The organism is Actinoplanes sp. NBRC 101535, from assembly GCF_030269225.1.
GTDB lineage: Bacteria > Actinomycetota > Actinomycetes > Mycobacteriales > Micromonosporaceae > Actinoplanes > Actinoplanes rectilineatus.
In genome coordinates this window covers 11,962-25,635 of the sequence record NZ_BSSY01000011.1, presented here as the reverse complement: position 1 = coordinate 25,635, position 13,674 = coordinate 11,962, and the positions used below count along the sequence as shown (strand labels likewise).

Below are 13,674 nucleotides of genomic sequence, written 5' to 3'. Positions count from 1 at the left end.
GGCGTCCACTGTAGTCAGCGGGGTCCGGGCATGTACGTGACGGTCCGGGACCGTCCGGGTGGCGCGGCGTCCGCGGGCGGGCGGGTCGCCACGACGGTGCTGCTGCTCGGCACGGTCAGTCTGCTCACCGACGTGTCCTCGGAGATGGTCGCGTCGGTGCTGCCGCTGTATCTGACGGCGGTGGTGGGGCTCAGCCCGGTGGCGTACGGGTTCCTCGACGGGATCTACCAGGGGGTCAGCGCGTTCCTGCGGATCGCCGGCGGCTATGCGGGCGACCGTGCGGGCTACCCGAAGTGGGTGGCGGTCCTCGGGTACGGCACGTCCGCGGTCAGCCGGATCGTGATGCCGGCCGCCACCGGGTTCGGTGCGATCACCGCGGTGGTCACCGCGGACCGCCTGGGCAAGGGTCTGCGGACCGCGCCCCGGGACGCGCTGATCGCCGAGGCGTCCGATCCGGCCGTGCTGGGCCGCGCGTTCGGGGTGCACCGGGCGCTGGACACGATCGGGGCGGCGCTCGGCCCGCTGGTGGCGTTCGCGCTGCTGGCGGCGGTTCCGGGCGGCTACGACTCGATCTTCGTGGTGTCGTTCGCGTTCGCCGTGGCGGGGCTGGCCGTGCTGGTGCTGTTCGTGCCGAACCTGCGGACCGCGGCGGGCACGGCCCGGGTGGGGTTGCGCCGGGTGGCCCGCGAGGTCGGCGGGCGCCGGCTGCGGCGGCCGCTGGTCGCGGCCGGCCTGCTGGGGCTGGTCACCGTCGGGGACGGGTTCCTCTACCTGGCTCTGCAGGACCGGGACGACTTCGCGGGACGCTGGTTCCCGCTGCTCTACGTGGGCACCAACGTGGCGTATCTGGCTCTGGCCGTACCCCTGGGAAGGCTCGCCGATCGCCTGGGCCGGGCTCGCGTGCTGGTGGCCGGGCACGGCGCTCTGCTCGCGTGTTACTGCCTGGCTGCGTTGCCGGCGGGCGGCGCCGGGCTGACGCTGGTGGTGTTGCTGCTGCTCGGGGTCTTCTACGCGGCGACCGACGGGGTGCTGCCGGCGCTGGTCAGCAGGCTCGTGCCGGACGGGACGCGCGGGACCGGGATCGCGTCCGCGCAGACCGTGGTGGCGCTGGCCCGCTTCGCGTCGTCGCTGATGTTCGGCGTGCTGTGGGGCGTCACCGGCCCCACGACGGCCTTGATGCTCTTCGCGGTGGCGTTGGCCCTGGTCGCACCCCTGGCATGGCGGTTGCTGCGATGACCTTCCGCATGCGGGTCGTCGTGTTGGTCATGGTGGTGATCTCCGCGGTCGCCGGAGCCGGTTCCTATGTCTGGAAAAATCGTCCAAAACCTATTTCACAGTCAAATTCCCATATCAACCTTGATGTTGTACGCGCAAAGCCGCACGTTGTTTTCCGCAACACCGTCCCGGGCCCCGGATACGGCAAGGTCGCCGTGGCTCCACTCGACGACCCGGCCGGTCCGCGGGCGCTGACACCCGCCTCGTGCGAGCGGGTCTACGCCACCGCGGTGGATGCGATCTGCCTGTCCGCGCGGCGCGGGATCGCCACGACATATCGGGCAAATCTCTTAAATCGTGATTTTGTGGCGACGGCTGAGCTTCCGCTGACCGGCATCCCCAGCCGGGCCCGGCTCTCCCCGGACGGCAGCCTGGCCACCACCACGACCTTCGTGTTCGGGGACTCCTATGCCAACCCCGGCCAGTTCTCCACCCGGACCGTCGTCAGCCGCACCACCGGCTCCACTCTCGGCGACATCGAGAAATTCACCCTCCTCGTCGACGGTAAGGAGATCGGCGCCGCCGACAAGAACATGTGGGGCGTCACCTTCGCCGACGACGACCGCTTCTACGCCACCGCGGCGTCCGGCGGAAAGACCTGGCTCGTCGAGGGCTCCCTGAACCGGCGGACCGTCACCGCGATCCGCGGCGACGTCGAATGCCCGTCGCTGTCCCCGGACGGCACCCGGATCGCCTTCAAGAAACACGGCGACCTGCCCGCCGGACAGTGGCGGCTGGCCGTGCTCGACCTCACCACCGGCGAGGAGACCGTGCTGACCGAAACCCGCAGCGTCGACGACCAGGCCGAATGGCTCGACGACCGGACCGTCCTCTACGGGCTGTCCCGGCAGGCCGCCGGCACCGCCTCCAGCGACGTCTGGCAGGTGCCCGCCGACGGCACCGGCACCCCCCGCATCCTCGTCCCCGACGCCTGGTCCCCCGCCGTGATCCGCGTTCCGGAAGGGACGACACCGTGAACGACCTGCTGATCTACCTGGCCGGGACGCCGTACGACGGCCCGGCCGGCACCGACCGGCACATCGCCGACGCACTGTCCCGGCTCACCCCGGTGATGTACGTCGACCCGCCCGTCTCCGCCCTCACCCAGTGGCGCAACCCGGAACAGGCCCGCTCGTGGCAGGCACCGCTGCTGTCGTCGCCGCGCCCCGGGCTGACCCGGCTCGCACCCCGGGTCGCGCCGGGCATGCACCAGCCGGTCCTGCACCACCTCACACCCCCGCTGATGCGCCGGGCCATCCGCAAGGCGGTCTCTGCGAACGGGCCCGTCGCCGCGGTGATCTCCACCCGGGTCGAGGACCTCCTGCACGCCGTCCCGGCCCGGCGGACCGTCTTCTACGCCACCGACGACCTGGTCGCCGGGGCGGACCTGATCGGCATCCCCCGGGACCGGCTCGCCGCCCAGGAACAGGCCACCCTGCGCCGCGCCGAACAGGTCGCGGTGATCTCGCTGCCGCTGCAGGAGAGGTACGCGGCCCTCGGCCACCCGTCGACGGTGGTGCCGACCGGGTGCACGCCGGAGGCGTACGCGAACGTCGACACCGCCGGCATCCCGGAGGACGCCCGGCTGCCCGGCCCGATCGCCGGGTTCGTCGGCCACGTCAATGACCGCATCGACCTGTCCCTGCTCGAAGCGGTCGCCGACCGGGGCGTCTCCCTGCTGATCGTCGGACCGGTCGCGGCGGGATACCAGTCGTCGCGGTTCGCCGCCCTGGCCGCCCGCCCCAACGTGTGGCACACCGGACCGAAGGCCTTCGGCGACCTGCCCGGCTATCTCCGGGTCATCGACGTGGGGCTCACGCCGTACGCGGACACCCCGTTCAACCGGTCCAGTTTCCCGATCAAGACCCTCGAGTACCTGGCCGCCGGGCGTGCCGTCGTCGCCACGCCACTGCCGGCCAACGACTGGCTCGCCACGCCACTGATCACCGAAGCGGCCGGGCCCGCCGGGTTCGCCGACGCCGTGGAGCGGGCTTTGCGCGTACCCCTTCAAGGTTGTGATCGCGCCGAGCGCCGTGCGTTCGCGGCCCGGCACACCTGGACCGACCGTGCCCGGGTGCTGGCCGGCCTGGCCGGCCTCACGACAGGAGAACCCCCTTGCGCATCCTGATCTACCCGCACGCCATGGAGATCGGCGGCAGCCAGATCAACGCGATCGAACTGGGCGCCGCGGTCCGCGACCTGGGCCACGAGGTGGCGGTGATCGGCGAACCCGGGCCGCTCGTCGACCTGGTCGAGAAGCTCGGCCTGGAACACCTGCCGCTGCCCGCTGACCGGAAACGCCCATCGCCGTCGGTGGCCCGCCGGATCCGCGGCCTGGTCCGCTCCCGCAGGCTGGACATCGTTCACGGGTACGAGTGGCCGCCCGCGATGGACGCGGCCGGCGCTACCCTCACGGTGCCCGGCGCGACGGCGGTCTGCACGATCATGTCGATGGCGGTGGCGCCGTTCCTGCCCGCCCACATGCCGCTGGTCGTGGGCACGGAGGCACTGCGCCGCCACTCCGCGGCCCGCCGGCCCGGCCCGGTGCACCTGATCGAACCGCCGGTGGACGTCACCCTGAACACCCCCGACCTTCCGGCCGCCGCGTTCCGCTCGGAGTTCGGGCTCGACCGGGACTCCGGCATCGTGGACATCGGCGTGGTGTGCCGGCTCGTCCCGGAGTTGAAACTCGAAGGCGTCCTGACCGCCATCGACGTGATGGGGACACTCGGCCGCACCCACCCGGTCCGTCTGACGATCACCGGCGACGGCATCGCCCGCGCCGACGTGGAGGCCAGGGCCGCGGCCGCCAACGCGGCAGCCGGACGCCGGGTGGTGGTGCTGACCGGCGAGCTGCGCGACCCGCGTCCCGCCTATGCGGCCGCCGACATCATGCTGGGCATGGGCAGTTCGGCACTGCGGGCGCTGGCGTTCGGACGCCCGCTGATCGTCCAGGGCGAGCAGGGCTTCTGGGAACTCCTGACCCCCGAGACGGTGGACCTCTTCCTCGAGCAGGGCTGGTACGGCCTGGGCGGCTCCGGGGCGCCCGCCCTGACCGCGCACCTGCTGCGCCTGCTCGACGATCCGGCGCTGCGGTCGCGACTGTCGGCGTATGGCCGCGAGCTGGCGGTGGAGCGGTACAGCCTGCTGCGGGCCGCGCACACCCAGCTGGCCATCTACCAGCAGGCGCTGGCCGCGGCCTCCACACGTCCGGCCGGCGCCCGGGCGTGGGAGGCGTCCCGCTCCGCGGCGGGCCTGTTCACCTACAAGGTCGACCGCAAGTACCAAGCATTCCGGGGCACCCAGCGCCGCGACGACTTCAACGTCGCAGTCCTCGCCAAGCAGGCCATGAAGCCCTGAGCATCCAGGCCCCGGCGCGCCAATCGGGTCCACCGGGCCCGACGAACTCAAGCTGCATAACGTCTGCGCGGCCCGAACCTGCCACCACCGACGGCTCCCCACCGCCGGCCGTTGTTCACGGCTCCCGCCAGGCCCGAATCCGACCACCGACAACGGCTCGAACGTCCCCGCCGTTGCCCACGGCTCGAATCCGGCGCGAAAAGGACCGTCAACGGCGGCTCAACGATGTCGGCCGTCGCCGGCGGTTCTTGCGGATCCCTCTGGTGCGGCGGCACTCACATGGTGGCGCGGTGGCGTCCCGGCCTCGGTGATCCAGTTCTGCCGATCGCGGGTCGGCGTGCCCGGCCGCACGTACCATCCACGATCCGGAACGATCGCTGATCGGCACAACGCGAGGGCCGTCAGACATGGCTGATCGGGCGCACCTGCAACTCGTTGATCAGCACGTGGGCGGGCTGCCCCGTGATGTAGGCGATCGCGGCGGCCACCTCGTCGCTCGCCAGATTCCTCCGGCTCGCAACGAGGCCCTCGATGTTCTCCCGGATCGCGGCGACGGTGATACTGCGCCGCCCGCAGGGCGCATTCCAGGCCCGGTCACTACCAGGTTTTCCGCACCGCTGCCGGCCTACCGTGAAGGGATGCGCGGGGATCTTGCCGACTTCCTCCGGGCGCGGCGTGCCCTCGTCGCCCCAGCCGCCGTGGGTCTCCCGGCCGGCGGCCGCCGGCACGTCCGCGGCCTGCGCCGGGAGGAGATCGCCCAGCTGGCGCGGATCAGCATCGACTACTACGTCCGCCTGGAACAGGGCCGCGACCGCCACCCGTCGGCGGAGGTGGTCGGCGCCTTGGCCCGCGCACTGCGCCTCAACGCCGACGCCACCACCCACCTGCACGGCCTCGCCGTCGCCTCTCGGCCGGCCACCGAACCCGGCGGGTGCCAGGTCCGCCCGCCGGTGGCCCGGCTGGTCGACACCTCCCCGTGGCCGGCGGTGCTCCTGGACCACCGGCTGACCGTGGTGCACGCCAACGAACTGGCCACGCTGCTCAATCCCGGTCTCGCCCCCGGCCGCAACCTCGTCTGGGACGCCTTCCTCGACCCGGCCTCCGCGCAACTACACGTGGAGCCGGCTACGGTCCGGGCCGAGTGCGCGGCCGCCCTCCGCTCCGCCGCCGGGATGCACACCGACGACCCGCGAATGCAGCGTCTGGTGGGCGCGCTGTCGATGCGCAGCGCGGAGTTCGCCCGGCTGTGGGCGCGGGCGGACGTGAGCTACTGCCGAACCGGCCGGAAACTGCTTCATCACCCGGCCGCCGGCCGGATGAGTCTCGATTACGAGACCCTCGAGGTCGGCGAGAGCGGCGGTTTGCGGCTGCTGGTCCACTCGGCCGAACCGGGCTCCCCCGACGCCGACAGGCTGGACGCGTTTCGTCATCGGGGTCCGCGTGGAGACGGCAGCCGCCCCTCCCACCCGAAAACACCACACACACCGCGAGTGTGATGACTTGGGGCGTGCAGCCCGCCCGTAATCACCACACCCACCACGGGTGTGGCGACTTGAGGCGTCCAGCGCGCCCGAAATCACCACACGGATGGGCTTCGCATCCTGACCACGACACATGTCTAGCTTTCATCGCCGCACGGTAGGCCGCTGCGGAGAAGCCCTGGTCAAGCGGTGGCGCGCAGCGTTTTCAGGGAGTGGCGGGAGCGGTGGAGCAGGACAGCCAGGGTGGCTGCGCCGATCACGGCAACGCCGGCCAGCGCCGCCGCCGGCACCGGCAGGTAGATCACGGCGGCGAAGGAGGCGGCTGCCGCGACGGCGGTGACGGCGGTGGGCAGTGCCAGACGCGACAGGAACGCGGCCGGGGCGATTGTGGTCCGGCGGAGTTCGTGCAGGTAGAGCGGGAGGATCGCGACCAGCGCCACCGCGAGTTGGGCCGCCGCCGCGCCCGGTGAACCGCCCCAGCGGGCGCCGAGGTAGACCGCGGGGGCCAGGAGCAGCAGCCACGCCACCTGGACGGCGAAGACGACCCGGGTGTTGGCCAGCACCACGAAGTAGTCGTAAATCAGCTCGAAGATGATGCGCAGCGCGCCGAGCAGGGCCAGCCACGGCAGGACCGCGGCCGCCGGCGCCCACGTCGAGCCGTAGACGAGGGTGATCACCGGGGTGGCGGCGACGGCCAGTAGGGCGCAGGCCGGGAACGTGATGGCGGTGAGCAGGCCGGCCGTGGTGAGGAAGGTGCCGCGCATGGCCGGCGGGTCGTGCTGGAGGCGGGCCAGCGCGGCCGGCGCCACCTGGCGGACCGGCTGGGAGAACATGGTGACCGGCCAGTTGGACAGGTTGACGGCCAGGACGTAGAAGCCGAGCGGGACCGGGCCGAGGACCGCGCCGACGATCAGCCGGTCGATGTTGGCGACGGCGAAGACGACGATGCTGGAGCCGGCCAGCGGCAGACCGAAGCGGAGCAGGTCGCGGGCGGTCGCCCGGTCGAAGCCGGGGCGCAGGCCCGCCGGGGCGAACGCCGCCAGGAGGATGCCGCCGGCGACCGCGCCGGTCAGCTGGCCGATGGCGAGGCTCATCGCGCCCTGGCCGGACAGCGCGCAGGTGATCGAGACGCCCGCGCCGAGCCAGGTGGTGACCTGGTCGGCGATCATCTTGCGGCCCTGGCGGAACTGCCGTTGCAGCAGGGCGGCGGGCACTGCGACGACGCCGTTGACCAGGACGCACAGGGTCAGCAGCCGGACCACCGGGGTGGCGGCCGGGTCGCCCATCAGCGTGGCGAACGCCGGCGCCCCCAGGTAGCAGACCGCGTAGACGACGGCGCTGGACAGCATCGAGATGGTGGCGACGGTGCCGGCGATGGCGGACGGTTCGCCGGGCCAGCGGACGATCGCCAGGCTGACGCCGAGTTCGTTGAAGCTGAGCACGGCGAGCAGGGCCACCATCGCCACGGCGAAGGTGCCGAACTGGGCCGGCCCGAGGATCCGGGCCAGGGCGACGCCGATGGCGAGGGTCCCGAGCCGGGCCAGGGCGGTGCTGAGGAAGCTCCAGCCCAGGGCCCGGCCGGCCCGGTCGGCCAGTGTCTGCGCCATCAGTCGCCCGCGGTGGTGGAGGGTTCGAAGTAGACGTCGGTCCAGAAGTTGTTGTTGATCGGCAGGTTGGGGAAGTCGCTGGTGCCGTAGGCATACATGCCGCCGCCCTGCGGGACCCGCAGCGGCGGTGCGATCACTCCGGCGTCGGCGAACCCGTTCGGTGTGACCGCATACTGACCGGCCGCGGTGTGGTAGCCGACGACGTACGTCTGCCCGCCGCTGACCTCGACCGGCGTGGCGAACCGGATCGACTGCCATCCGGAGGCGGTCTCGGTGCCGAAGGTGGCCTGGGCGAGCGGGTCGCCGTCGACGGTCCAGAGGGCGCCGGTGTGGGTGCCGGTGTTCTCGGGGCCTTTCCAGAACCTCATGCCGGTGACGGTGCCGTCGACGTCGGGGATGAACTTCATGCCGACGTTGATCGGGTCCTCGTCGCCGGAGTTCGCCTGGGCCGGGGTGGCCGTGGCGTCGAAGACGTTGACGCCGGTGGGCGGTTCGGGTGTCGGGCCGGGTCCGGTGGACGGCAGGAACAGCGGGTCGACCCAGTAGTTGGTGGAGTTGTACGAGCTGGTCGGGAACCCGGTCGACCCGTAGCGGTAGACGCCGTTGGCGCCGGCCGGGGCACGCAGCGGCCCGTTGGTCCGGGCCGTGGTGAAGTAGTTCGGCGTGGCCGCATACCCGCCGTTGGGTGCGAAGTAGGACAGCACGTATGTGCCGCCGGCGAGCACGTCGACCGGGCTGTCGAACGCCGCGGTCTGCCAGCCGTTGCCGGAGCCGGGCCCGAAGGTGACCTGCCGGATCACGTCGCCGGTCGAGGACCAGAGCGTCCCGGTGTGGGTGCCGGTGTTGCCGGCGCCCTGGTAGTACCGCAAACCGATGATCTTGCCGCTGGTCAGCGGGACGAATTTGACGCCCAGCTCGACCGGGGCCGCGTCGTCGCTGCTGGCCTCGTCGGGCACCGCGTCGGTGGCGAAGAGTCTCTTGACCGACGGGTTCAGGTCGGTGGTGAAGGTCCACTCGACCGGTTCCTCGGTGGTGATGCCGTTGGTGTCGGTGGCGGTGACCGTGGCGTGATAGGTGGTGGCCGGGGTGAACGGTGCCGACGGGGTGAAGGTGACCGTCTTGGTGGGCGCGGCGTAGGCGAACGTTCCGGCGACCGGGGCGCCGGCTGCGGACGTCACGGCGAAGGTGATGGTCGCCGGGTCCAGGGACTTGGTGAAGACGACCGCCGGGTGCACGGCCGGGTCGACGCCGCTGGCGTTGTGCAGCGGCGTGGTGGCGACCGGGGCCGGCGGTGCGTTCTCGCTGGAGACGAACTGCACGTCGACGTAGTAGTTGGTGTCGCCGTAGGTGCGGGTCGGGAAGCCCGCGCCGTACCCGAAGACGCCGTTGCCCCCGACGGTCGCCGAGCGGGGTGCCCGCAGAGGCGGCGCCGACCAGTCGAGCAGGCTGAACGCCTGCCCGTCGGCGGCGTAATGTCCGTTCGGGGCGTAATACGAGGCGATATAAGTCGACGAAGGCGTAATTTCGACTGGCCGACTGAACTTCAGAGTCTGCCAACCAGAAGCCGACTCATCAGTGAAAGTCCCATTTGCCAACCGCTCCCCCGACGACGACCACAGGCTGCCGGTATGGGTTCCGGTGTTTCCCGCGCCTTTGTAGAAGCGCACAGCCGTGACGAAACCCGCCACTGAAGGTCTGAACTTGACACCCAACTCCAACGAGGTCCCGTCGTTGGTCGAGGTGTTCGCCGGCACGCGCGCACCGAACAGGGTGTTCCGGCCGGTCAGGACGAATTGCCGGGCGACCGGGTCGCCGATGTTCACGCTGTCGTCGATGGCCCGGACTCGAACCATCTGGGCACCGAGACCACTCGTGTAGAACGTGTAGGACCAGGAGGACGTCCCGACGGCCGGATGCCAGGAGACACCGTTGTCGAGGGAGACCTCCACACCCGCGACGCGCCCGCCGCCGGTGTCGGTCGCCGTGCCGCTGAGCGTCACCTGCGAGCCGTTGGCCACCGTGGCGGTCGCGGCCGGCGTGGTGATCGCGACCGTCGGCGCCGCGGTGTCGGTGGACGGCGTGGCCGCGGCCATCCCGCTCATCAGCGTCGCGGGCTGCACGTTCATGTCGGCGAACAGGTTGATGGTGGCCTGCTGCATCCGTTCGTCGACCGGTGAGACCGCGCCGTCGTGGTAGTCGTCGAGCCCCCACGCCCACTGGATCGTGCCGGCTGAGAACACCAGCGCGCCGCTCGGTGCGCGGTAGAGCGTCATCGAGTGCGTGGTGGTGCCCGGTGCGACGTTCTTGCCGAAGTCGAGCAGGTATTCCGGGGTGGGGCCGACCGTGGTGGAGAGCCGGATCAACCCGGGCGGCCGGAACCCGTTGTCCAGGTCCTCGTTCGACTCGTACCCGACGGTGTGCGGGGCGAGCGTGGCCAGCCCCGAGGTCAGATCGGCGACGCTCGTGCCGCGCCAGAGCCGGTACCTGCCCTGCGCGGCGGGCACGGTCATCGGCAGATCGGTCGAGTTCGCCATGTAGGCGGTGCCGATCAGCTCGTTCTCCGGGCGACCACCCCCGTTGGCCGGTGGGCTGAACCGCGGGTCACGCCAGGTGCCGGTCCACTCACTGGTCGGGTCGAGGGTGTCGGTCTCCGCCCAGGTCTCCTTGTAGCAGACCAGCGTGCGGTAGTCCGTCGGCGGACCGTCGGTGCTCGGCTCGTAGCGGGTGCGCCAGTAGACGTCGTTGCCGCTGAAGAAGGCCAGGTGCGTCCCGGCGTCGCGGGCCGCCTCGACGTTGGCCCGCTGGGCGGCCGACCAGTATTCGTCGTGCCCGTTGGTGATGAACACCTTGTGGTTCTGGATCAGCTGCCCGCGCCGGTCGCTGTCGATGTTCGTGGTGTAGCTGACGTCGTAGCCGTTGCGTTCCAGGAACCGCAGCATCGGATATTCGGCGCTGAACAGGAAGTCGCGCCCCTCCATCGCCCCGCGGGTGGCGAACGGCCGGTTGTAGCTGACCTTGTAGGCCCGGCCGTTCTCGCCGCCCTCGTAGAAGTCCGGACCGCCCCACAGGTTGTAGGCCTGCCAGGTCGCGTCGGACGTCTGGAACAGCATGTCGGAGGTGCTCGCGTCGTTGCGCACCACGAACACGATGTGACTGGCGCCGCCGGTGTCCGGCCGGGTCAGCTTGGCGATGTAGACGCCGGAGACCATCGTGACCGGAACCGTCCAGGACGCCGAGACGTTCCACGCGCCGCAGTCGAAGATCCCGATGTCCTCGTTGATCAGGCAGTCCTCGGTCGAGTTGACCACGCCCGGGTTCGGCGTCACCGAGGTGATCCGGCGCGCGCCGTCGCCACCGTAGAAACCGAGACGAAAGACATCGATGGTGTACGCGGAAGCGTCCGTCGCGACCTTGAACCCGATCGTCTCGCCGAGCCCCACACTGATGTCCGTCGCGTAGCCCTGAATCGTGTCGTCCCCGGCACCGAGGATGTCCCAGTCCTCCGGCGGCGTGCCGGCCTTGCTGTTCTCACAGGCGACCGGGTTGAGCACCGGCGCGCACGGGTCGGCAGCCCGGGCCGGGCTCGTGGTGAGCACCTGGCAGATCGCCGTGACCAGCGTGAACGCGGTCAGCAGGGCGAGCCGGCGCCGCCGGGGAAGGACGGAGAGGATCCTGGGAGATCGCACGCAGTGAACGTAACCTCTGGATCACCCTGCGTGCTCACCTGTTCGGGCACTGTCCACTGTCGTCAGTTCGACACACGCCTATGCCGAACGACGGAACCGCCTATGCCGAACGACGGGAGACGGTCGTCCGCACGATCCGCGCCGGGTGCGTCATCCGCCAGACCGCCCCGGTCAGCCCGATCATCAGGGCCAGCACCATCGCGTACGTGCTGAAGCTCAACGAGTCGAAGAACGCCGCCACCACCAGCGCGATCACCTGCGTGGCGATCAGCGCCGCGCACAGATCCCGGTCCGCGGGCGTGATCGCGCGCCGCATCGACACCGCCGCGAGTCCGATCGCGGTCAGATGCAGGCCGGCCAGCGCGGCGACCCCCACCACCCCGGTGCTCAGCGCCTGCGCCAGCCACTGGTTGTCCAGGAACTGGTACTGCGGCGAGATCCAGGTTCCGGTGCCGCGTCCCCACCACGGGCGCTGGGTGAAGTAGTAGCCGACCATCTCGTACCGTTTGGTGCGCGCGGTGATGCTGGTGTCCTCGCCGGCCCCGGCGAACAGCCCGATCAGGGTGTTGGCGAGCGTCGGTTTCATCACCAGCAGACCGGCGAGCAGGCCGACGCCGACGACGGCCATGTTGTACCGCATCCGCCAGCCCCATACCGGGATCATCACCAGCACGGCCAGGCCGACCGCGACGAACCCGGTGCGCGACACGGTGGCCGGGATCGCGGCCGCTACCACCAGCGCCACCAGCATGAACACCTGGCGGCCCAGCCGGGTCGGCGCGAACCGGGCGAAGTGGATGGCGAACGGCAGCGTCATCGCCATCACGGTGCTGAACTCGATGTAGTGCGTCATGGTGCTGGCGACCCGGATCGCCCCGCCGCGCCACTCGAAGCCCGGTTCCACCCCGTTCGAGGAGAGTCCGGGCACCACGATGTACTGGGTGAAGTCGAAGAAGAAGGCGAACTGCACCAGGCCGAGGAAACCGACGATCCCGGCGCACCACACCAGCGTCTTCAGCACCCCGCGCAGCCGGGCCCAGTTGGGGATGCCGTCGGCACCGGTCAGGATCACCCCGGTGAAGGCGAGCGCGGCCAGGATCGCCCGGTCCGCGCCGTTCGCCTCCATCGCGGACAGGCCGCGCCAGTAGCCGGCGGCGTACGAGATGAGCAGGGCGACCATGTAGATCAGGACCGCCCACCGCAGGGGTTGTGGCCCGCCGACCATCAGCCGGGGGCTGAACCGGACCAGCACCCACCAGCACCACAGGCCGAGGCCGAGCAGCACCGCGGGCCGTCCGACGTCGCTGAGCGCGGGCAGGATCAGCCGGGCCGGAATCAGCATCAGCAGCACGATCAGGATGCTGAGCAGGCCGGCCGCGTCGATCCGGGTGAAGCGCCGCCGGGTCGCGTAGGTGCGGTCGGCGACCAGCGTGGGGTCGAGGTCCGCCGGGTGCAGCGACAGGCTCAAGGGCTCGTGCTCCGGTCGCGGTCCTTCCACGAGGGCGGCAGCACGATGGTGTCCTCGATGCTGGCCACCTTGACCGGTGCCGCACCCGCCGCGGAGACCGGGATCCTGGCGGTCTTCTCGCCCGGGCCCTCGGCGGGTGACGGGGGTTCCGGAGCCGGTTCACCGGACGCGGGACGTTTCCTGCGGTGCCGGATCCAGGCGTCGATCGCCACGGTCAACGCCACGGTGAGCAGCACACCCACGCCGGCGACCGCGATCAGTGCCCGTTTCACCTTCGACGTCGACTCCTCGACGTTGTCCCCCAGGTCCAGCCGCCGCACCGTGATCATCTGCTCGCCGGGGGCGCCGTACTCGTCCTGCAGCGCGGCCACGCTCTCGGTGAATCGCTTGATCAGCTGTTCGGAGGTCTGCGTCGACTGCACCTCGGTGTCGCCGATCACCTCGACGGTCAGGATCGGCAGCTGCGGGTCCTGGGTGATGGTGAAGTCGTCGCTGAACCCGGCGCTCTTGAGCGCCTTCACGTTCCTCTGGTCCTGGGTCGCGATCATGCCGGCCTTGGTCAGCGACGCCAGTCCCAGGTCGAGCCAGGGGTTGCGGGCGCTCGCCTTGGTCTCGTCGGCGGCCTTCGGCGTGATCGCCGGCGGCACCAGCTGCACGTAACTGGTGGCCACGTAGTCCGGTTCGACGCGGGTCGCGACGAACAGGGTGACCGCGACCGCGATCAGCAACGCGGGCACCGAGACGTACCACCGGCGGAACATCAGCTTGGTGAGGTCCCAAAAGTCCACGTCTGCCCT

General features: G+C 70.9%; 10 protein-coding genes. 5 read left to right on the top strand and 5 right to left on the bottom strand.

Annotated features, from left to right (window positions below):
• The first annotated feature begins 30 nt into the window (after nt 1–30).
• The 4 genes from QSK32_RS27950 to QSK32_RS27935 all read left to right on the top strand — a co-directional run bounded on the left by QSK32_RS27950 (nt 31) and on the right by QSK32_RS27935 (nt 4,635).
• The gene (locus QSK32_RS27950) at nt 31–1,236 is read left to right on the top strand and encodes an MFS transporter (RefSeq protein WP_285473589.1); all 1,206 of its coding nucleotides are present in this window, start codon (nt 31–33) and stop codon (nt 1,234–1,236) included.
• Between the two features lie 194 nt (nt 1,237–1,430).
• Nucleotides 1,431–2,252, top strand: a complete 822-nt coding sequence (locus tag QSK32_RS27945; RefSeq protein ID WP_285473588.1) for a TolB family protein — start codon at nt 1,431–1,433, stop codon at nt 2,250–2,252.
• A complete protein-coding gene (locus QSK32_RS27940; RefSeq protein WP_285473587.1) occupies nt 2,249–3,403 on the top strand; it encodes a glycosyltransferase in 1,155 nt (384 codons plus the stop codon). Before QSK32_RS27945 ends, QSK32_RS27940 begins: the two co-directional genes overlap by 4 nt.
• Nucleotides 3,391–4,635 (top strand): glycosyltransferase family 4 protein, encoded by a 1,245-nt coding sequence (locus QSK32_RS27935; RefSeq protein ID WP_045747048.1) that lies wholly within the window; start codon nt 3,391–3,393, stop codon nt 4,633–4,635. The genes QSK32_RS27940 and QSK32_RS27935 overlap by 13 nt, the downstream gene beginning before the upstream one ends.
• Before the next feature lie 401 nt (nt 4,636–5,036).
• Here QSK32_RS27935 and QSK32_RS27930 read toward each other — a convergent pair whose 3' ends face one another.
• Complete coding sequence (locus QSK32_RS27930) at nt 5,037–5,363, bottom strand: hypothetical protein (RefSeq protein WP_285473586.1); 327 nt, start codon at nt 5,361–5,363, stop codon at nt 5,037–5,039.
• Between QSK32_RS27930 and QSK32_RS27925 the strand changes: the two genes are divergently transcribed.
• Nucleotides 5,334–6,131, top strand: a complete 798-nt coding sequence (locus tag QSK32_RS27925) for a helix-turn-helix domain-containing protein (protein WP_285473585.1) — start codon at nt 5,334–5,336, stop codon at nt 6,129–6,131. The genes QSK32_RS27930 and QSK32_RS27925 overlap by 30 nt on opposite strands.
• A 167-nt stretch (nt 6,132–6,298) precedes the next feature.
• Here QSK32_RS27925 and QSK32_RS27920 read toward each other — a convergent pair whose 3' ends face one another.
• The 4 genes from QSK32_RS27920 to QSK32_RS27905 form a co-directional block, all read right to left on the bottom strand.
• The gene (locus QSK32_RS27920) at nt 6,299–7,723 is read right to left on the bottom strand and encodes a lipopolysaccharide biosynthesis protein (RefSeq protein WP_285473584.1); all 1,425 of its coding nucleotides are present in this window, start codon (nt 7,721–7,723) and stop codon (nt 6,299–6,301) included.
• Nucleotides 7,723–11,409 carry a DUF4082 domain-containing protein gene (locus tag QSK32_RS27915; protein ID WP_285473583.1) on the bottom strand — a complete coding sequence of 1,229 codons (3,687 nt, stop codon included), beginning with the start codon at nt 11,407–11,409 and terminating at the stop codon, nt 7,723–7,725. Before QSK32_RS27915 ends, QSK32_RS27920 begins: the two co-directional genes overlap by 1 nt.
• Before the next feature lie 100 nt (nt 11,410–11,509).
• Nucleotides 11,510–12,877 (bottom strand): O-antigen ligase family protein, encoded by a 1,368-nt coding sequence (locus QSK32_RS27910; RefSeq protein WP_052721106.1) that lies wholly within the window; start codon nt 12,875–12,877, stop codon nt 11,510–11,512.
• Nucleotides 12,874–13,665: a hypothetical protein gene (locus QSK32_RS27905; protein ID WP_285473582.1), complete on the bottom strand. Its 792-nt coding sequence runs from the start codon at nt 13,663–13,665 to the stop codon at nt 12,874–12,876. Before QSK32_RS27905 ends, QSK32_RS27910 begins: the two co-directional genes overlap by 4 nt.
• Nucleotides 13,666–13,674 lie beyond the last annotated feature (9 nt).

Bases quoted from the DNA above. Each gene is read 5' to 3' on its own strand.
- QSK32_RS27950 (WP_285473589.1), top strand. From the start codon at position 31: ATGTACGTGACGGTCCGGGACCGTCCGGGTGGCGCGGCGTCCGCGGGC.
- QSK32_RS27920 (WP_285473584.1), bottom strand. From the start codon at position 7,723: ATGGCGCAGACACTGGCCGACCGGGCCGGCCGGGCCCTGGGCTGGAGC.